Raw genomic sequence first — 18,317 nt, 5'->3', positions numbered from 1 at the left:
CGGCGCGCCACTGCGCGCCGGCACCCAGGCGCCCGAGGCCCGCTACCGACCCCGCGATCCTGGTCGATCTGGTAATTGTTCCGATCAATGGATCTTCGGAGGACCACCGCGTCGGAGGAGCTGTTCCGCGTCCTGCGCGACCAGATCCTCTCCGGGCGGTTCGCGCCCGGCGAGAAGCTGCCGCCCCAGCGGGCCCTGGCCGCCGAGTACGGGCTCAACCCGACGACGGTGCGCGAGGCGATCAAGCGGCTGGAGCAGCTGCGGCTCGTCGAGGTGCGCCACGGGGACGCGATGCGGGTCGCGGACTGGCGCACCGCGAGCGGGCTCGACGTGCTGGCGGGCGTCGTGTTCGGCGGCGCCGGGCTCGACCGCGAGGCGCTCGACGCCCTGATGGAGGCGCGGCGGTTCCTGCTCGCGGCGTCGGCCACGCTCGCCGCCGAGCGCCGCACGGACGAGCAGGCCGAGGAGCTCAAGCGGCTCGCGGCGGTGGCGGCGAGCGAGCAGACCGCCGACTTCACGTTCTTCGCCGGGCTCGTCGAGGCGGCCGGGAACCTCGTCTTCAGCCTCATCCTCAACTCCGTCCGCCCGATCTACTTCGAGCACGCGGGGCTGTTCGACGGGCTCATCACGCCCGACCAGGCCGAGATGTACGCCCGCGCGGCGGACGCGGTCGCCGCACGCGACGCGGGGCAGGCCGGGCAGGCGGTGCTCGAGCTCGCGCTGCGGCAGGAGCAGGCGCTGCGGGAGGCGCTCGGGCCATGACCCACGGCGAGGCGCGCCGGCTCGCGCGGTTGATCGACGCGGAGGTTCGGCCCGGCGGCGCCGGCGGCCTGCCCGCAGCGCGCGACACCGACGCGATCGCCGCGTTCGACGCGTGGCTGCGCGCGGCGCCGCGCCTCAACGCGCTGGCGCTCCGGGTGCTGCTGCGGGTGGTCGCGCGGCACCGCGCGGGCGCGAACGCGGCCGACCTCCTCCGCCGCCTCGCGCTCCACTGCTACTACGGCGACGCCCGCGTGATGGCGGCGCTCGGCTACGACGCCGACGCGGTCGTCGCGCGCGCCGCGGCCCTGCGCGCGGCGAGGGGCCAGCCGTGAGGGACACGGGCCCGGAGGCGTACACGCGCGCCGCCCCGGCCGAGCAGCGCGACGAGCGGGTCGTCCGCGGCGCGGAGCTGTCCGGCCGCGTGCGGATGCGCGCCGACGTCGCGGTCGTCGGCACCGGCGCCGGCGGCGCGGTGGTCGCGAAGGAGCTCGCCGAGGGCGGGCTCTCGGTGGTGATGCTCGAGGAGGGCGAGCTGCTGCGGCCGCGCGACTTCACCGCCCGCCCGCGCGACGCCGCGCGACGCCTGTACCGCGACGCCGGCCAGGTCGTGACGCTCGGCACGCCGCCGATCGCCCTCCCCCTCGGCCGCGCCGTCGGCGGCACGACCATCCTCAACTCCGCCACGTGCTACCGCCCACCCGCCGCGCTGCTGGACCGCTGGGGCCTGTGGTCCGCCGCGGAGCTGGAGCCGTTCCTGCGCAGGGTGGAGCGGATCTTCAACGTCTGCCAGGTCCCGCGCGCGGTCGCCGGCCGCAACGCGCACCTGATGGAGCTCGGCGCCGAGCGGCTCGGCTGGAGCGGCGAGTACCTGCACCGCGCCGCGCGCGGGTGCGTCGGCTCGGGCGTCTGCGCGTTCGGCTGCCCTTCCGGCGGCAAGCAGCACACCGGCAACACGTACGTCCCGCAGGCGTGGGACGCGGGCGCGGTCACCGTCACCGGCGCGCGCGTGACGCGGGTGCTGGGGGGCACGGGAGCGCGCGGGGGCGCCGGCAGCGGCGTCCTCGCGCGCACCACCGGCGGCGCGCGGATGCGGGTCGACGCGCCGCTCGTCGTGGTCGCGGCGGGCGCAGTCGGGACGCCGGTGCTGCTGCGGCGCTCGGGCATCCGCCACCCGGCGCTCGGCACGAACCTCAGCCTCCACCCCGCGACCGGCGTGTGGGCCGAGCACGCCGAGCCGGTCGACATGCACGCCGGCGTCCCGCAGGCCTACGCGGTCGACGCGTTCGCCGACGAGGGCATCATGCTCGAGGGCTGGACCGGCCCGCCCGACATGCTCGCGCTCTCGCTGCCCGCCGACGGCGCCGAGCACCGCCGCCTGATGGGCGCGTACCGGCAGCTCGCGCAGGTCGGCCTGATGATCCGCGACGACTCGCGCGGGCGCGTCCACGTCGTCGGCGGGCGCCCGCTGCTGCGGTACGCGGTGGGCCCCGGCGACGCGGCGCGGGCGACGACCGCGATCGCGCGCGCCGCGGAGCTCGCGCTGGCCGCCGGCGCGGCCACCGTCCACGTGCCGATCCGCGCCGCCGGACCCGTGCGGAGCGCGGCGCAGGCCCGCGCGCTCGCCGGCAGCGGCGCCCCCGCGCGCGACCTCATGCTCACCGCGTTCCACCCGCTCGGCACGGCGGCGGCGGGCACGGTCGTCGACCGCGACCTCGTGCTCCGCGACGGCCTGATGGTCGCCGACGGCTCCGTCGTCCCCGGCGCGCTGGGCGTCAACCCGCAGCTCACGATCATGGCGCTGGCCACCCGCGCCGCCTACGCCGTCCTCGGCCGCCCGGCCCCGGACGACGAGCCCGTCTCCGCCACCGTCGGCCGCGCGCCGGCCCTGACCACGTAAGCGAGGTCCCGCAGATGTCCTTCCTGATCGACGGCCCCTGGCTGTACGCGATCGGCCGCACGACCACCGCCCGCGTCGAGGACGAGCGCACCGCCGCCGCGCTGCGCGCCGCCACGATCGGCGTGTTCTACGGCGTGAGCATCCCGCTCTACCTGAACCAGCGGTGGACGAGGCCGATCTGGAAGCTCTGCCGCGCGGACTCCGGCCGCGACTGGATGATCAACAGCGGCGTCCTGCGCCTCCCGCACCGGCGCCCCAGCCGGCGCGCGCACGCGATCTCGGCGGCGCTGTTCGCGACGTACCCGCTCTGGCTGCACCTCGGCGACCGGCACGGGCGGCGCGGGCGGCAGGGGGAGGCCGCCGCGTGAGGCCGCTCACCGACGCGCGGTTCCCCCTCGTCGCGCCGGCCGGCGGCCACTACGAGAGCTGGTTCGTCAAGGGGAACCACCCGACCGAGCCGAAGGCCTTCTGGCTCCGCCACACGATCCACCAGCGCCCGGACGAGCCGCAGACCGCTGCGCTGTGGCTGACGCTCTTCGACGGGGACACCGTCCGCGCCGGCAAGCAGACGTTCCCCGGCGCGAGCGTGCCGGGGAACGGCGGGCACGTCGACGTGGGCGGCGCGACGCTCCGCCCCGGCCGTGCCCAGGGCGCGCTCGCCAGCCCGACGCTCGGCGCCGAGTGGGACCTCACGTTCACCGGCGCCGGCCCCGAGCAGCGCCACCTCCCGTACGACTGGATGTACGACGCGAAGGTGCCGCGCACGAAGTCCGGCACGCCGTACCCCGGCGTGACGTTCGCGGGCACGGTCGGCCCGTTCGACGTCGGCGGCTGGCGCGGGCTGGTCAGCCACAACTGGGGCAGCGAGCACGCGCACCGGTGGATCTGGCACCACGCGACGCTGCCCGGCCGCGGATGGATCGAGCTCGTCTTCGGCCGCCTGCGGCTCGGCCCCGTCACCACGCCGTGGCTGGCCAACGGCGCGCTGGAGCTCGACGGCACGCGCCACGTCCTCGGCGGCCTCCCGCGCACCCGCGCGACGAAGGTCGAGGAGCACCCGACGAGCCTGCGCTACGTCGTCACCGGCGCGGACGGCCTGCGGGTGGAAGGGCGCCTGAGCGCGCCCGCGTCCCGGTTCGTCGCGTGGCGCTACGCCGACCCCGCCGGGCCCGAGCACCACAGCCTCCACACCTCCGTCGCCGACCTCGAGCTCGACCTCGAGCTGGGTGGAGGTCCCCCAACCGCACTGCACGTCGTCCACGCGGTGTCGTATGAACTGGGCATGAGCGCCGACGAACCCCACGGCCTCCCGCTCCAGCCGTACGACGACGGCCGCCTCTGAGGCGCGCGGCTCTCCTCTGGCTGGTCCTGTTCGGGGCCTACGCGACGACGCTCGGGATCGATGCGTCGGGCGGTCGCGACTTCGCGCCCGGCGAGGCGCGCGTCCTGCTGGCCGTCGAGTCGATCGTCTCGGACGGGAACGTCGACCTGCGCGACGAGTACCGCTCCGGCGTCGCGCGGAAGTGGACGGCCGAGCCGCTCCAGCCGATCGCGGGACTCACCGGCGGCCGCCTGCACGAGCCGCCCGGCCCCGGTCTCCCGCTCCTCCTCGCGCCCGCCTACGCGCTCGGCGGCACCACGCTCGCGCAGCTCCTCGTCGCGGCGCTCGTCGCGCTCGGCGGGGTCGCGGCCGCCGCGCTGGCCCGCCGCCTGGTGCCCGACCCGTGGGCGACCGGCGCCGCGCTCGTCGCGATGCTCTCGCCGCCCGTCCTGGCGTGGTCGACCGCGCTCGCGCCCGAGCCCGTCGCCGCCGCGGCGCTCGCCGGCGCCGCGCTCTTCACGCTCCGCGTCCGCGACGACCCGCGGCTGGTCCGCGCCGCCTCCGCCGCCCTGCTCATCGGCGCCCTGCCGTGGCTGAGCCTCAAGGCCCTCCCCGTCGCGGTCGTCTGCGCCGCGGCGCTGGCCCGCTGGCTGCGGCGGCGCTCGCGCGGCACCACCGCGTTCGCCGCGCTGGAGATCGTCCTCGTCCCCACCGTCGCGCTCATCACCGTGAACGAGCGCCTCTACGGCGGCCTGCACCCGTACGCGGCATTGGACCCCGCCCACCCCCCGCCCACCGGCGCCGACACCGTGGCCGAGTACGCCGAGCGCATCCCGCGGCTCGTCACCACGCTCTTCGACCCGCAGCTCGGCCTCGTCGTCTGGGCGCCGTTCGCGGTCCTCGCGTTCCTCGCGCTCGAGCTGCTGGCCCGGTCGCTGCGCGAGCAGCTCGCGGTCGCGCTCCCGACCGTCGTCGACATCGAGGTGACCGCCGGGTTCCTCGCCGCGCTGTGCGGCACGCAGCTGCTGGTCGCCGCGTTCCTCGTGCCGGCGATCGAGGGCCCGTTCTTCCCCGGCCGCGACCTCCTCGCCGCCGTCCCGGTCGGCGCCGCGCTCTGCGCGTGGGGCCTGCGCCACGCGCCGCGCCTGGTCGGCCTCGCCCTCGGCACGGCGACCGTCGGCGCGGGCGCGTGGCTCGTCGTCGCCGGTCACCTCGCGCCCGGCGCGCAGCTCGCGCCGCCCGACGGCCCGCTGCCGTGGGGCGGCGCGGAGGTGATCGTCTGCGCGATCGTGAGCGCGGCCACCGTCGCGCTCCTCGCGCGCGAGCTGCTCTGGCGCGACCGCTAGCGCAGCGCCCGCACGCGGGCCCGGAGCGCGTCGAGCGCCGCCCCGAGCCGCGGCCGCCCCGCACGGGCGGCCGCCGCCGGCGCCTCCGGCGGCAGCGCGGCCACGACGCCGCCGTTCTCGTCGAGGATGCGGATGCGCGGGACGTCGTCGCCGTCGACGTGGATCGTGATGCGCGGCCGCTCCTGGTGGTCGAACAGCCACAGCAGCGCGCCGTCGCCCGCGTTCGAGGTCCCCAGCACGATGCGCGTCGGCACGTCCTCGGGCGTCAGCTCCTCGACCGGGATCGACGGGTCCGGCATCTCCGACATCGACAGCGACGCCGCGCCCAACGCCCCGCTCCACCCGGTGCCGAGCGTGATGCCCTGCGCCTGCACGTAGTCGAACGAGATCTGCGCGCCCTCCGAGCCGGCGATGATGCCGCCCTTCTCCGACTGGTTCTCGTCGTTGAAGAGCATGTAGCTCGCGGTGTCCGGCCCCTGCCGCGCCTCGGGCGGGTAGGTCGTGCCGAGCAGGTACACCGGCGGCTTGGAGTCCTGCAGGAGGAACCGCTGCTCGTGCTGCGCGTCGACGAGCTGGAAGCGGTTGCGCACGCGGAGCGGCGGAAGCACCGCGCCGCCGCCCGCCGTCGTCTGCGCGCTCGCAACCGCCGGCGCGGCCAGCGCGCCCGCCCCCGCCGCGGCAGCGCCCTTCAGCACGCTGCGACGGCTGATCGGCGTGGAGGTGGACCTGGACATGCTGACGCCCCTTTCGTCGAGACACGCGCCGGCCCCGCAGCCGGCGCAACCCGGGCGCGATCGTACATCCGCGCGTGTCCGATCAGGAACCGCTGCGCGGCCTCAGCGGACCGTTATGGCCCTAGTTCCGCGACCGGCAGGGCGCCCGCGTCGCGGCGCACCTTCTCCCCCGCGCCCGGCACCTCGCCGAGCAGCGAGTAGGAGATCGCGGCCGGGTCGAGCCCGAGCGCCGCCGCGTCCTCGGGGTCGAGCCGCTCCAGCAGGGCCTTCGACGCCAGCACCTGCCCGCCGTGCGCGGCCTCCTGGATGCGCGCGCACTCGTTGACCTCGTCGCCGAGCGCGGTCACCTCCAGCCGCCCGCTCGTCGCGATCTGCCCCATGTAGAGCGTCGCGCCCCAGTGCACGCCGATGTTGATCCGCCAGTCCGGCCCGAGGTCGCGCGTCGCCGCCAGGATGTCGCGCGCGGCCGCGATGCCGGCCCGCGACGCGCTCGACAGCGAGCCCAGGTGCTCGGCGAGGAAGAACGCGCTCACCCCGTCGCCGGCGTGCTTGCCGATGATCCCGCCCTCGCGCAGGATCACGTCGTCGATCGCGGTGTTCAGCGTCCGGATGGACTCGAAGTAGCGCGCGCTCGACAGCCGCCGCGAGCGGTCGGTCGAGCCCTCGATGTCCGCGAAGAGGATCGCCGCGTTGCGCCGCCCCGGCTCGACGAGGTCGGCCATCCGCCGGAACTGGCGCCGCGAGCCGCGCGCGACGAACGCCAGGATCGACGCGGGCAGCGCGCTCCCGTACAGGAAGGCCGTCCCGACGAGGTTGCCGTCCTCGTCCTGGATGCGCGAGCCCAGGCCGCGCACGCCGCCGATCCCCTCGAAGTCGAGCTCCACCGTCCACCGCACCGGCGGCTTCTCCGGCTCGAGCGCCAGCACGGCGTCGCGGTGGCGCTCGTCCACCATGTCCGCGACCTCGGCCGGCGTCAGGTCCAGGTCGTACATGACGTACGGCGCGAGCCGCGCGATGTAGCCGCGACGGCTCTCGTCGGTGATCGATGCGAAGGACATGTCCTTGTGCGCCTCGAGCAGCGGCAGACCCAGTCCCAGCTCGTCGTCGTTGAGCCCGAGGACGAGCTTCATCTCGTTGGAGGCCCAGACGAGCCGCCACTTCTCGTCGACGACCTCGACGGCCCAGTCGGTCTCGTCCAGGGCCGCGATGGCCTCGGCGAGCGCGTCGGCGACCTGCTCCATGCCGATGCTCTACCCGCTGGTGCGCGGCGCGGCCTCGGCCGCGTCCACGCGCTCGAGGAGCGTCGCCGCCGCGCTCGCGGGGTCGATGGAGCGGTCGGCGACCTCGTCGAGGAGCCGAGCGAACTCGTCGTCGCGGCCCAGCGCCTCCTCCAGCCGCATCCGCATCCGGTGCATGCAGATCGCGAGGACCTCGTTGCGCAGGTTGCGGCGCCGCCGCTGCTGCAGCTCGTCGTGCTCGACGAGGTACGCGCGGTGCTCCTCCATCTTCTCGATCAGCTCGTCGACGCCGGTGCCCTTCGACGCCTCGGTCTTGACGATCGGCACGCGCCAGCCGCGCTGCGGCGCCAGCGACAGGACGCCGCGGATCTCGCGCACCATCGTGTCGGTGAGCGGATGGTCGGCCTTGTTGACGACGATGACGTCCGGGATCTCCATCACGCCCGCCTTCAGCGCCTGCACGGAGTCGCCGGAGCCGGGGATGAGCACGAGCACGACCGTGTCGGCGTGGTCGATGATGTCGACCTCGGCCTGGCCCACGCCGACGGTCTCCAGGAAGACGTCGTCCTTGCCCGACGCGTCCATCAGCAGCGCCGCCTGGAGCGTTGCCTCGGACAGCCCGCCGAGCGCGCCGCGGTTGGCCATCGAGCGGATGAAGACGCCCGGGTCGAGGAAGTGCTCGGTCAGGCGGATGCGGTCGCCGAGCAGCGCGCCGTGGGTGAAGGGGGAGCTCGGATCGATCGAGATGACGCCGATCTGGCGCTCCTGCGCGCGGCGGGCCTTGGTCAGCGCGGCGATCAGCGTCGACTTGCCGGCGCCGGGCGGGCCGGTCAGGCCGACGACCGCGGCCTTGCCGGTGTGGGGGTAGACCGCGCGGACCAGGTCCCAGCCCTCGGGCTCGTCGTCCTCCACGAGCGAGATCGCGCGAGCGAGCGCGCGCTTGTCGCCGGCGAGCAGGCGCTGTGCAAGGGTTCCCTCAGGCGGCATCGACGGGTGATTCTGACACCCTCTCGTGACCGTGGAACCGTCAGCCGTACCTCTGTCCCAACCGATCCCTTCGCCGACCCCGCCGCCGCCCCACACGGTGCGCGGCGAGCCGCCGCCGCTGCACGGCGGGCCGCTGACGTTCCTGCGCTTCGCGCGCCGCAACCACATGCTCACCTGGGGCTACTTCGTGCTGCTCGTGCGCCTCGGGCTGTACAAGCTGCGGTGGGGCAAGCGGCTCCAGCTCGACGGCATCGCGTTCATCTGCCCGGGCGTGAAGCTCGAGTTGGGCAAGGACGCGCGGCTCCACCTCGGCCGCTGGTCGTGGCTGGGGAACGGGTGCAAGGTCCGCGTCCACGAGGGCGAGTGCCGCATCGGCGCCAAGACCGTGATCGGGCAGGAGTGCACGTTCTCCGTCTTCCAGCACGTGTCGATCGGCCGCGAGTGCATCGTCGCCGACCGCGCGATGTTCATCGACTTCGACCACGGCGTGGTGGAGGTCGAGCGCCCGATCCGCGAGCAGGGCATCTACAAGCGCGACGTCACGGTCGGCCACAACTGCTGGGTCGGCTACGGCGCGTGCGTCCTGCGCGGTGCGACCGTCGGCGACAACGCGGTCCTCGGCACCTACACGGTCGTCACGAAGGACATCCCGGCCAACGCGGTCGCGGTCGGGCTCCCGGCGAAGGTCGTGCGCAAGCGCGACACGCCGAAGACGCTGCGCTGGGAGTGACCGTCACGCCGCGCGCGTGCGGCGGGCGAGCGCGGCGATCACCGGCGGCGCGGCGACGTCGACGGGCGGGAGCGCGCGGATCGTCGTGGCGAGGTGCTGCGCGCGGGCTGTGTAGGCGGGGTCCGCGAAGCAGGCCTCGACGCCGGCGGCGACGCGGGCGATCTCGTCCGGCGACGGGAGCTGGAGCGGGGCGCGGCGCGTCAGGGCGGAGGCGGGGAGCGCGGCGCGGCCGGCGCCCGAGCGGTCGATCGCGGCCGCGTTCGCCCACTGGTCGCTGCTGAAGAGCGGCAGCACGATCTGCGGGACGCCGTGGCGCAGCGCGCCGAGCATCGTGCCGTGGCCGCCGTGGCCGACGAGCACCGCCGCGTGCGGGAGCACGACGTCCTGGTCGATCCACGGCTCGACGTGGACGTTGGGCGGGAGCGAGCCGAGCTCCGCCGCGTCGCGGTCGACGCCGAGCGTGACGAGCACGCGGATCGGCAGCGGCGCGAGCGCGGCCACGACGTCGCGGTAGAGCGCCGGGAAGAACGGCAGCGTCGGGCCGGCGGTGATCGAGCCGAACGAGACGTAGACGAGCGGCGTGCCGGGCTCGGCCTCGGGCCACCAGGCGGCGGGCAGCGGGGGCGGCGCGGGTGCGGCCGCGTCGCGCTGCGGCTCGCCGAAGCGGTGCGTCGGCGCGGCTGCGGCGTCGGCATCGTCGTCAAGCAGCGCCGGCAGCTGCGTGAGGAGCGGCTGGGCGCGGAGCCGGTCGCCCTCGGGGTCCCGCGGCAGGCCGAGGCGGACACGCATCCGGTCCAAGGCGGGCGCGGCAAGCCGGATCGACCACTCCTCGACGCCCGCCAGCCCGAGCGCGACGCGCGCGACCGGGATGTCGTGCTGCTCGGCCACGAGCGTCGCCGCGAACGCCCAGCTGTCGCGCAGGATCACGTCCGGCTGCCACGCGGCGACCGTCCGGTGCAGGTCGGGCAGCGCGGCCTCGGTGTCGATGCGCGCGAAGAACTCGCCGACCATCCGCGCGTTGGCGGTGGCGGCGTCGAGGAACGGCAGCTCGGCCATGAGCGGCCGCCAGGCGCTGTCCGGCGGGTCGCCGACGGGCGTGAACGGCAGCCCGAGCCGCTCGACGTGGGCGCGGTGCTGGCGCTGCGCGGCGACCAGGACCTCGTGCCCGACCGCCTCCAGCGCCCGCGCGAACGGCGCCAGCGGCCCGACGTGCCCGGCGCTGCCGCGGGTGGTGAGGAGGATGCGCATGCCGCACCCTCCCGCCTCCGGGTTACCGCGCGGCTACCGCTGGGCCGTGCTCACTTGGTCGCGAAGTACTCCCGGTTGATGGCGATGAACTTCTGCCACTCGTCCGGCACCTGGTCCTCGGCCGTGATCGCGTCGACCGGGCACGCCTCGACGCACGCGTCGCAGTCGATGCACTCCTCCGGGTCGATGTAGAGCTGCTCGTGCTGGTCCCAGTCGGCCTCGTCGGGCGTCGGGTGGATGCAGTCGACGGGGCAGACCTCGGTGCACGAGGCGTCCTTGGTGCCGATGCACGGCTGGTTGATCACGTAGGCCATGGGGTCTCCAAGCGGGAATTCACACTCGGGCTGTGAGAATAGTGGTTCTTACAACGCGGATGTAGAATCGCGCACATGGACCCGGACGCGCTGGCCCAGCCGACCCGCGCACGGCTGTTCGCGCTGCTGCGGGAGCTGCGCCGCCCGGCTCCGGTCGACGAGCTCGCGTGCGCGACCGGGCTCCATCCGAACGGCGTCCGCATCCACCTGAAGAAGCTCGAGGCCGCCGGGCTCGTCGTACGCGAGCGCGCGGCGGGCGGGGCGCCGGGGCGGCCACCGGAGGAGTACGCGGTCGCACCGGACGCGCTGCCGGGCGAGCACGAGTACCGCGAGCTGGCGCGCTGGCTCGGGCGTGCGGTCGGCGGCGCCGACGAGGGGCTCGACGGGGTGGAGCGGCGGGGCCGCGAGATCGGCGTGGACCTCATGTCCGGCACCGACGACGCCCACGAGCCGGCGGAGACGATGCACGCGGCGCTCTCGGCGCTCGGGTTCGCGCCCGAGCTCGCGCTGGACGGCGGCTGCTGCACGTACACGCTCGGCGTCTGCCCCTACCGCGACGCGGTGCGGGAGAACCAGCCGCTCGTCTGCACGCTCCACCGCGGCCTCAGCGCCGGGATGGTGGCGGCGCTCGACCCGGGCGCGCGGCTCGTCGAGTTCACCCCGCACGACCCCGACGTGGCCGGGTGCCGCGTCGTGGTCGACGGGTTCTAGTCGCAGAGCGCGAGGACGAGCCCGGTGAAGCGGCCGTCCTCGTTGACGTCGTACGCGGCCTGGACCTTCGGGCGCACCGTGCGCCGGTCGAGCAGCGGGCGCCCGTTCACCGCCATCCCGTCCGGCCCGTCGTAGCCGTAGCCCCGGATCTTCGCGCCGGCCGGGCACGTGAGCCGCAGGCGGATGCCCGAGTGCGCCGGCCCGCTGACGCGCACCGGCAGGAGCGTCTGCCCGCGCTTGAGCCGCTCGCCCTTGACCAGCAGCGGCTCGGTCGGCGCCCCGTCGATCGCGGCGGGCGTGGTGTCCGGCGGCGTGAGCGGGTCGAGGTAGTCGGCGGAGTGGTCGACCGCGAGCGCCGGGGCCGGCGCGGCAAGCGCCACGAGCGCGGCGGCGAGGGTCAGCGGGCGGAGGCGGGAGGTGGGCACACGACCACGATCGCACCGCTGCGGTCGCCCGCCCACCACACCAAGGTGGTGTCGTCGCACACCCCGCGGGTATGCACAGCACATGTCGCGCATCCTCCTCGTCGTCGCCGCGGTCCTCGCCACGCTGTTGGCCGCCGCTCCCGCCGTCGCCGACCGGCCACCCAAGAGCCGGCCCGTGATCGTCGTCGCCGGCACGCCGCCGGCGCAGCTCGACGTCCTCGACCTCAAGAAGGGCAAGGGCCGCAAGGCGCGCGCGGGCGACGAGCTCGTCGTCCACTACGCGATGGTCACCTGGTCGGACGGCAAGGAGAAGGACGCGAGCTACGGCCGCGGCCCGTTCACGTTCGAGCTCGGCGCCGGCGTCGTCATCCCCGGCTGGGACGAAGGGCTCGCCGGCATGCGCGAGGGCGGGCGACGCAGGGTGATCGTCCCTCCCGCCCTCGCCTACGGCGAGCAGGGCTCCGAACCGGCGGTCAAGCCGAACGAGACCCTCGTGTTCGTCGTCGACCTCGTGCGCGTGCGGCGGTAGGCCGCACGCGCGACGCGGATCAGACCTTCGAGCAGACCGGCCAGGCGCCCGGGCCCTGGGTCTCCAGGAGCTCGAGGGCGAGGCGGTCCTGCTCGGCCTCGGGAGCCTTGGCGGGGTCGCCGGTGCCGCCGAGCTGCTTCCAGGTCGAGCGGAGGAACTGGTACTTGCCGCGGTAGCGGCCGTCGGGCGAGACCGCGGTCGGGTCGCCGCCGGACTCGCACTGGGCGATCTTGGCGAGCAGGGCGGTGGGCGCCTCGACGTCGCCGGAGCCGGAGCCGGACGCGGACGCCTCGGTGGCCGTCGGCAGGTCGAGCGCCTCGAGCGTGGCGGGGCCCACGATGCCGTCCGGCGTCAGGCCGTTGCGCCGCTGGAAGCGCTTGATCGCGCGGCGCGTCTGCGGGCCGACGTGGCCGTCGGCCTTCACGCCGAGCTTGCGCTGCAGCGCCTTCACGTCGTAGCCGGCGCCGCTGGTCGCGGTCTGCGCGGGCGCGGGTGCGGTGGCTGCTGCCTGGTCGTCGGCCGACGTCCCGCCGACGGTCTCCTGCGCGGCGGCGCCGACGGCGCCCAGCGCGAGCACGCTGCCGGCGATCAGCACCGCCCGGCGCCCGCCACCGACGACGCGCTCGCGGCGGTTGCGACGCAGGCGCCGCTCCACCGATGCGCGCAGGGAGCGACGGGCGTGGGTTGGGTCTGCGAGGTCGCGGGTGTCGCACGCGGACGCGTGCAGCGGCTCCTCGTTCGTCTTCACGATGGGGTGTTCCTCCGGTCGTCACGGCGCCTACGAGGTGAGCTGACGGGCTCGCGCTGGACGTGCGCTACACCGAGGTGCACTCGGCGATTCGCCCCAAGGACCGGGCCGCGGCAACGGCACCGACCCCAAGTGGGTCCCCCGCTCCGGCATGCCGTGGCACACCGGACTCGGCGATGTTCAAGTCCAAGATCCTACGGAACTCTCGGACGGACAGGCTGTTAACCGAGGTGATCGGCAGTCCTAACGAAAGCTGAACGTTCGCTTCAGGACCCGCTTAGGGTCCGAGAGGAAGCTCCCCGTCACGATGAGCCCGAACCCCCTCCCTGATCCCTCTGACAGCCTGCAGGCCTTCCTCGAGGCCATCGGCAAGGTCCCGCTGCTCAACGCCAAGCAGGAGATCGAGCTGGCCAAGCGCATCGAGCGCGGCGACCTCGACGCGAAGGAGCACATGATCGAGGCGAACCTGCGCCTCGTGGTGCACGTCGCCAAGCGCTACCGGCGCGACCGCGAGGGCGACGGGGCGCTGTCGTTCCTGGACCTCATCCAGGAGGGGACGCTCGGCCTCGTCCGCGCGGCCGAGAAGTTCGACTACCGCAAGGGCTTCAAGTTCTCGACCTACGCGACGTGGTGGATCCGCCAGTCGATCGCCCGCGCGATCGCCGACAAGGGCCGCACGGTGCGCCTGCCCGTCCACGTCGTCGACCAGGTCAACAAGATCACCCGCGCCGAGCGCGACCTCTCCCTCAAGCTGGGCCGCGACGCGCAGCCGGAGGAGATCGCCGAGCACCTGGGCTTCGAGGTCCAGGTCGTCGAGGACCTCAAGCGCGCCTCGCGCACCCCGGTCTCCCTCAACGCCGCCGTCGGCGACGAGGAGGACACCGAGCTCGGCCACCTCATCGCCGACGACAACGCCGAGCAGCCCGAGGTCCGCGCCGAGGAGACGATGCGCGAGCGCGCGGTCTCCGATGCGCTGGACTGCCTGTCGACGCTCGAGCGCCGCGTGCTGCAGCTCCGCTACGGCCTCGCCGGCGAGCAGGCGCACACGCTCCCGGCGATCGGCAAGCAGCTCGGCATCACCGCCAACCGCGCGCGCATCGTCGAGATGACCGCGCTGGAGCGCCTCAGCGGCATCCCCGAGGGCCGCGCGCTCCAGGACGCCGCCTAGCGCGTCCGCGCCACGTTTCACCGGCCCGGGCGGGGGTACCGGGTCGGTCGTGCTCCTGGCGCTCTTCCCCGCGTCCGCGCTCCTCGCCGCGGGCATCCTCGTGGTCGTGCTCAGCCGTCACCGGAAGGTGGGCGGCGGGCTCATCGTCCTGGGCGCGATCGCGACGGCCGGCGCCGTGTACCTCCAGGCCGCGTACAAGCCGTACCGGCTGCCGGCGGAGAGCATGCTCCCGACGCTGGAGGTGGACGACCGCGTCCTCGTCCGCAAGGGCCAGGACGTCGGCGTGGGCGACATCGTCGTCTTCCACCCGCCCGCGGGCGCCGCGGGGTTCGAAGGGCCCCAGTGCGGGGTCCCGGTCTCCGAGAAGGAGCTGTGCCCGAAGCCCCACGGCCCGACGAGCGAGATCAACTTCATCAAGCGGATCGTCGCCGTCGGCGGCGACCGGGTCGGGCTCCGCGACGGCCGCGTGATCCGCAACGGCACGCCGGTCGACGAGCCCTACGTCCGCCCGTGCGCCGTGCCGGACGTCTGCGACTACCCCGCCGAGATCACCGTCCCCGACGGCCACCTCTACCTGCTCGGCGACCACCGCGGCCAGTCGGACGACAGCCGGTTCTGGGGCCCGGTGCCCGAGGACGCGGTGGTCGGGAAGGCCGTCTACCGGTACTGGCCCCGCGACCGGATGGGCGGGCTCTAGCCCGGCTCAGGGATCGAGCAGCGGCGCGGCGGTCGCGTCCGGCGCGAGGGAGCGCGGGCCGTCCCCGCCGCCCGCGTCGAGCGCCGCCTTGTGCCCCGCCGCGCGCTCGCGGCCGTAGGGCGCGGCGACGTCCTCGCTCACCACGAAGGCCCAGTCGGACGACTGGAGTGCGAGCAGCTCGCGCACCGCGGCCGGGGACAGCTCGTCGGCGTGGGAGACCGCGCGCAGCTCCGCGTCGCGGGCCGCCGCCGCGAGGTCCGCGACGGCCGGCGACGACCACGTCCGCAGGTCGCGCCCGCGGCCCCACGACGTGACGGGGAGCCCGTCCTCCGGCGCGTCGACCGGCTCGCACGCCGACAGCGCGTCGTCGAGGTGCACGAGCTCGAGGCCCTGCGCGCGGCACTCCTCCACCACGGCCGCGAGCCACGCCGGGCCCTCGTACCACCAGTGGCCGAGCAGCTCGGTGTCGATCGCGAACACGCACAGCCCGCCGTCCGCGACCCGCCGCTGGACGTGCGCGACGAACTGCCGCGCGTGGTCGCGCGCCTGCACCGCCGCGGCCGCCTCGTCGTAGACGCCGCCGTCGTTGCGCCACGCCTTGTGCTCGTACTCGGTGCGGCGGTGCGAGTCGCGGTACGCGCCCGCGGCCGGGTAGCCGCCGTCGCTCCACACCAGCTCGATCGTCTCGCGGTCGATCGGCACGAGCAGCGGGCCGTCGGCCGAGCGCACCGGCCGCAGGTGCTCGGCGGCGCCGCGGCCGTAGACGTCGGTGAGGTCGACGCACGTCGCGTGGACGCCCTCCGCCTCGAGGATCGGGTCGAGCCACGGGCCGTGCGCGCACTCGGGCGACCAGAAGCCGCCGTGCCACGTCCGCCCAGCGCGGGCGCGGTGGGACTCGATCCCGGTCCGCACCTGGAGCCGCACCCCGGCGTCGGTCGCGAGCAGCGGGAGCACCGCGTGCGTCGCGGACGACGTCCACGCGGCGTGCCGCATCAGCGGCGTGAGCAGGTCGCGCCCCAGCTCCTCGAACCGCTCGGCGGCCCACGCGTAGTCGGCGGCCGACCGCTCCAGCGCCGCTGCGACCGCGGGCGACTCCGCGGCCGCGATGTCGCGCCGGTGCGTCTCGCTCCGCATCTCCCGCAGGAACGTCAGGAACTTCTCGGGCGTCTCGGGCGCCGCGAGCTGGTCGGCGAGGACCGGCGTGACGGACAGCGTCAGCTCCGGCGCGCCGTCGAGCACGGTGAGCAATGGCAGGTACGACGTCGCCATCGCCTCCCACAGCCACTCCTCGCCGAACGGCCACGTGCCGTAGCCCTCGACGTACGGCATGTGCGTGTGGAGGACGACCGCCAGGCGTCCAGGCCGGGCGGGCGCCATCAGCGGTTGCGGCAGACGGCGATGAAGTCCAGCGCCTTCTCGTCCGCGGGGCGCAGGACGAAGTCGCGCACGTTCATCGCGGGGATGAACCAGTCGTAGAACGGCTTGGTGATCCGCAGCTTGGGGTGCAGCCAGTCCCAGCCGACCTTGATCGCGCGCTCGTGCACGAGCAGCTTGCGCGCGTGGTAGAGGCCGAGCACCTCGACCTCGGCGTAGTGCGCCTCGCACAGCGCCCGGAACTCGTGCAGCTGGTACTCGTAGACGTGCCACGGGTTGCCGCTGCGCTCCGCCCCCTTGGGCGCGAGCGTCTTGACGTTCGGCGTGGAGACGAAGGCCAGCGGCGCGGACCGCTTGAAGTTCTCCAGCACCTCGCCCGGGTTCTGGACGTGCTCGATCGTCTGCAGGAACGTGATCGCGTCCGCGGGCTCGGTGTACGTCTCCACCAGCGACCGCTCGAACCGCACCCGCGGGTAGCGCGCGACGGCGTGCGCGAACGCCTCCGGGTTGGCCTCGACGGCGACGACCTCGCGCGCGGTGGACGCCAGCACGTCGGCGCCGTAGCCCTCGCCGCTCGCCATGTCGATCACCTTCAGGCCGTTGACCTGCCGCGCGATCCACTCGTAGACCACGAGGTGCCGCTGGAACCAGTAGTTCTCCTCGGGGACGTCCGGGAGCGTGCGCTCACCGGTGAGCTCGAGCGGCGGGACGCCCTCGGGCTGGTCCTGCTGGACGTACGTGGGCTGCGGCGGCGAAGCGGTCATGCGGCCGGTGACGCTATCGCCTCGGCCCCGCGGCCGGGCACGAGCGTGATCGCGCGGCGCTTCGTCGGCTCGAAGCCGTCGCGGGTCGGGCGCAGCTCGACCGAGCGCAGCAGCTCGCCCAGCACGACCTGCATCTCGAACAGCGCGAACGACGCGCCGATGCAGCGCCGCACGCCGCCGCCGAACGGCAGCCACGTGTACGTCCCCGGCTTGCTCTCCAGGAACCGCTCGGGCCGGAACGCGTCAGGCTCGGGGTAGACGTCGGGCCGGTGGTGGACGAGGTAGATGCTCGGGTTGACGATCGTCCCCGCCGGGAGGTCGTAGCCGCCGATCGTCACCGGCTCGGCGAGCTTGCGCGCCACCAGCGGGAGGACCGGGCGCAGCCGCAGCGTCTCCTTCGCGACCGCGTCGAGGTAGGAGCCGTCGCCGCCGCGCGCGTCCTCGACGGCCAGCGCCATCGCCTCCGGGTGGCGCACGAGGCGCTCGACCGCCCAGCCCAGCGCGGTCGCCGTCGTCTCGTGGCCGGCGAGCAGGAGCGTCATCAGCTCGTCGCGCAGCTCGCGGTCCGACAGGCCCTCGCCCTGCTCGTCGCGGGCGCTCAGCAGCAGCGAGAGGATGTCCTCGCGCGCGGCCAGGTCGGCCGCGCGCCGGCGCTCGGCGATGGTGGCGAGGAGCGCGTCGTCGACGGGCTTCAGGACGCGCTGGAACGGCTCGAAGCGCTCGATCCGCTCGGTCCCGCTCAGCGCCAGCCGCGCGAACCGCGACGGCTTCACCGTCCAGTCGAGCAGCTCGAGCAGCACGCGCCGCAGGTGGCTCATCTCGCCGGGGTCGGAGACGCCGAAGACCGCGCGCATGATGACCTCGAGCGTCACCTCCTGCATCCGCCTCGCGACCTGCACGGGCTCGCCCGCGGGCCACTGCGCGATCTCGTGCGCGGCCGCCTCGCGCATGATCTCGCGATAGCGCTGCATCCGCTCGCCGTGGAAGGGCGGGAGAAGGAGCTTGCGCTGCCGCAGGTGCTCCTGGCCGTCGAGGAGGAGCAGCGACGCAGGCCCCAGGATCGGCCCGAGGATCGCGTTCCCCTCCCCCGCGCGGTAGACGTCGGGCGAGCCGGTGAAGACCTGCTTGACGTCGGCGGGGTCGGCGAGGATGACGAGCGTCGCGTCGCTGCGGAAGCGCAGCGGGAAGACGTCGCCGTACCTCGCGTGCGCGCGGCGCAGGAACGGCTTGGGCCGCGTGATCCACGCCAGCGTCTGGAGCGGCATCGGCCACGGGCGGGACGGCGGCATCCGCGCGTCGGAGCGAACGAGCATCTCAGCCGCGG

22 protein-coding genes and 1 riboswitch are annotated in these 18,317 nt (G+C 74.8%); of the genes, 11 read left to right on the top strand and 11 right to left on the bottom strand.

Going from position 1 to position 18,317, the window contains the following annotated elements; all coding sequences use genetic code 11:
- The first annotated feature begins 87 nt into the window (after positions 1-87).
- Genes AC1UE5_RS11045 through AC1UE5_RS11025 form a run of 5 tightly spaced genes read left to right on the top strand, consistent with a single transcriptional unit; the run spans position 88 to position 4,001 of the window.
- A complete protein-coding gene (locus tag AC1UE5_RS11045) occupies positions 88-762 on the top strand; it encodes a FadR/GntR family transcriptional regulator (RefSeq protein WP_482923117.1) in 675 nt (224 codons plus the stop codon).
- Positions 759-1,094: a hypothetical protein gene (locus tag AC1UE5_RS11040; protein WP_482923115.1), complete on the top strand. Its 336-nt coding sequence runs from the start codon at positions 759-761 to the stop codon at positions 1,092-1,094. The genes AC1UE5_RS11045 and AC1UE5_RS11040 overlap by 4 nt, the downstream gene beginning before the upstream one ends.
- Positions 1,091-2,659 (top strand): GMC family oxidoreductase N-terminal domain-containing protein, encoded by a 1,569-nt coding sequence (locus AC1UE5_RS11035; RefSeq protein ID WP_482923113.1) that lies wholly within the window; start codon positions 1,091-1,093, stop codon positions 2,657-2,659. Before AC1UE5_RS11040 ends, AC1UE5_RS11035 begins: the two co-directional genes overlap by 4 nt.
- A gap of 14 nt (positions 2,660-2,673) precedes the next feature.
- The gene (locus AC1UE5_RS11030; protein WP_482923111.1) at positions 2,674-3,027 is read left to right on the top strand and encodes a hypothetical protein; all 354 of its coding nucleotides are present in this window, start codon (positions 2,674-2,676) and stop codon (positions 3,025-3,027) included.
- A complete protein-coding gene (locus tag AC1UE5_RS11025) occupies positions 3,024-4,001 on the top strand; it encodes a hypothetical protein (RefSeq protein ID WP_482923109.1) in 978 nt (325 codons plus the stop codon). Before AC1UE5_RS11030 ends, AC1UE5_RS11025 begins: the two co-directional genes overlap by 4 nt.
- Positions 4,002-4,038: 37 nt before the next feature.
- Here AC1UE5_RS11025 and AC1UE5_RS11020 read toward each other — a convergent pair whose 3' ends face one another.
- Positions 4,039-4,221 (bottom strand): hypothetical protein, encoded by a 183-nt coding sequence (locus AC1UE5_RS11020; RefSeq protein ID WP_482923107.1) that lies wholly within the window; start codon positions 4,219-4,221, stop codon positions 4,039-4,041.
- A gap of 151 nt (positions 4,222-4,372) precedes the next feature.
- On the opposite strand from AC1UE5_RS11020, the gene AC1UE5_RS11015 reads away from it, so the two are divergent.
- Positions 4,373-5,326 carry a hypothetical protein gene (locus tag AC1UE5_RS11015; protein WP_482923105.1) on the top strand — a complete coding sequence of 318 codons (954 nt, stop codon included), beginning with the start codon at positions 4,373-4,375 and terminating at the stop codon, positions 5,324-5,326.
- Here AC1UE5_RS11015 and AC1UE5_RS11010 read toward each other — a convergent pair.
- The 3 genes from AC1UE5_RS11010 to meaB all read right to left on the bottom strand — a co-directional run bounded on the left by AC1UE5_RS11010 (position 5,323) and on the right by meaB (position 8,285).
- Positions 5,323-6,060 (bottom strand): twin-arginine translocation signal domain-containing protein, encoded by a 738-nt coding sequence (locus AC1UE5_RS11010; RefSeq protein WP_482923103.1) that lies wholly within the window; start codon positions 6,058-6,060, stop codon positions 5,323-5,325. The two genes, AC1UE5_RS11015 and AC1UE5_RS11010, sit on opposite strands and share 4 nt — an antisense overlap.
- Before the next feature lie 113 nt (positions 6,061-6,173).
- Positions 6,174-7,301: an adenylate/guanylate cyclase domain-containing protein gene (locus tag AC1UE5_RS11005; RefSeq protein WP_482923100.1), complete on the bottom strand. Its 1,128-nt coding sequence runs from the start codon at positions 7,299-7,301 to the stop codon at positions 6,174-6,176.
- 9 nt (positions 7,302-7,310) lie between these two features.
- Positions 7,311-8,285, bottom strand: coding sequence for a methylmalonyl Co-A mutase-associated GTPase MeaB (meaB, locus tag AC1UE5_RS11000; protein ID WP_482923098.1), 975 nt, complete (start codon positions 8,283-8,285; stop codon positions 7,311-7,313).
- A gap of 97 nt (positions 8,286-8,382) precedes the next feature.
- On the opposite strand from meaB, the gene AC1UE5_RS10995 reads away from it, so the two are divergent.
- On the top strand, positions 8,383-9,015 hold the full coding sequence (locus AC1UE5_RS10995) for an acyltransferase (RefSeq protein WP_482923096.1): 633 nt from the start codon (positions 8,383-8,385) through the stop codon (positions 9,013-9,015).
- A gap of 3 nt (positions 9,016-9,018) precedes the next feature.
- Here the strand turns inward: AC1UE5_RS10995 and AC1UE5_RS10990 are convergent, their stop codons facing one another.
- Positions 9,019-10,263, bottom strand: coding sequence for a glycosyltransferase (locus AC1UE5_RS10990; protein ID WP_482923094.1), 1,245 nt, complete (start codon positions 10,261-10,263; stop codon positions 9,019-9,021).
- Between the two features lie 50 nt (positions 10,264-10,313).
- The gene (locus AC1UE5_RS10985) at positions 10,314-10,577 is read right to left on the bottom strand and encodes a 4Fe-4S dicluster domain-containing protein (protein ID WP_482923092.1); all 264 of its coding nucleotides are present in this window, start codon (positions 10,575-10,577) and stop codon (positions 10,314-10,316) included.
- Positions 10,578-10,652: 75 nt separating this feature from the next.
- Here AC1UE5_RS10985 and AC1UE5_RS10980 point away from each other — a divergent pair, with 75 nt between their 5' ends.
- Entirely contained in the window at positions 10,653-11,288 is a 636-nt protein-coding gene (locus tag AC1UE5_RS10980; protein WP_482923090.1) for a helix-turn-helix transcriptional regulator, read from the top strand.
- Here the strand turns inward: AC1UE5_RS10980 and AC1UE5_RS10975 are convergent.
- Positions 11,285-11,713 (bottom strand): hypothetical protein, encoded by a 429-nt coding sequence (locus AC1UE5_RS10975; RefSeq protein WP_482923088.1) that lies wholly within the window; start codon positions 11,711-11,713, stop codon positions 11,285-11,287. The two genes, AC1UE5_RS10980 and AC1UE5_RS10975, sit on opposite strands and share 4 nt — an antisense overlap.
- A gap of 82 nt (positions 11,714-11,795) precedes the next feature.
- On the opposite strand from AC1UE5_RS10975, the gene AC1UE5_RS10970 reads away from it, so the two are divergent.
- On the top strand, positions 11,796-12,242 hold the full coding sequence (locus tag AC1UE5_RS10970; RefSeq protein WP_482923086.1) for an FKBP-type peptidyl-prolyl cis-trans isomerase: 447 nt from the start codon (positions 11,796-11,798) through the stop codon (positions 12,240-12,242).
- Between the two features lie 19 nt (positions 12,243-12,261).
- Here AC1UE5_RS10970 and AC1UE5_RS10965 read toward each other — a convergent pair whose 3' ends face one another.
- On the bottom strand, positions 12,262-12,990 hold the full coding sequence (locus AC1UE5_RS10965) for a transglycosylase family protein (protein WP_482923084.1): 729 nt from the start codon (positions 12,988-12,990) through the stop codon (positions 12,262-12,264).
- 10 nt (positions 12,991-13,000) lie between these two features.
- A riboswitch (cyclic di-AMP (ydaO/yuaA leader) is annotated at positions 13,001-13,176 on the bottom strand.
- A gap of 121 nt (positions 13,177-13,297) precedes the next feature.
- On the opposite strand from AC1UE5_RS10965, the gene AC1UE5_RS10960 reads away from it, so the two are divergent.
- The gene (locus AC1UE5_RS10960; protein WP_482923082.1) at positions 13,298-14,158 is read left to right on the top strand and encodes a sigma-70 family RNA polymerase sigma factor; all 861 of its coding nucleotides are present in this window, start codon (positions 13,298-13,300) and stop codon (positions 14,156-14,158) included.
- A 49-nt stretch (positions 14,159-14,207) separates the two neighbouring features.
- Positions 14,208-14,855 (top strand): signal peptidase I, encoded by a 648-nt coding sequence (gene lepB, locus AC1UE5_RS10955; protein WP_482923080.1) that lies wholly within the window; start codon positions 14,208-14,210, stop codon positions 14,853-14,855.
- A gap of 6 nt (positions 14,856-14,861) precedes the next feature.
- On the opposite strand, the gene AC1UE5_RS10950 is transcribed toward lepB, so the two are convergent.
- From AC1UE5_RS10950 to AC1UE5_RS10940, 3 genes are read right to left on the bottom strand one after another with little or no spacing between them, the layout of a single operon-like run.
- Positions 14,862-16,232: a 1,4-alpha-glucan branching protein domain-containing protein gene (locus AC1UE5_RS10950; protein ID WP_482923078.1), complete on the bottom strand. Its 1,371-nt coding sequence runs from the start codon at positions 16,230-16,232 to the stop codon at positions 14,862-14,864.
- Positions 16,232-16,993 carry a class I SAM-dependent methyltransferase gene (locus AC1UE5_RS10945; RefSeq protein ID WP_482923076.1) on the bottom strand — a complete coding sequence of 254 codons (762 nt, stop codon included), beginning with the start codon at positions 16,991-16,993 and terminating at the stop codon, positions 16,232-16,234. Before AC1UE5_RS10945 ends, AC1UE5_RS10950 begins: the two co-directional genes overlap by 1 nt.
- Entirely contained in the window at positions 16,990-18,306 is a 1,317-nt protein-coding gene (locus AC1UE5_RS10940; RefSeq protein WP_482923074.1) for a cytochrome P450, read from the bottom strand. Before AC1UE5_RS10940 ends, AC1UE5_RS10945 begins: the two co-directional genes overlap by 4 nt.
- Positions 18,307-18,317 lie beyond the last annotated feature (11 nt).

This window comes from Parviterribacter multiflagellatus (assembly GCF_056863265.1).
This window is presented reverse-complemented; position numbering and strand designations above follow the sequence as displayed.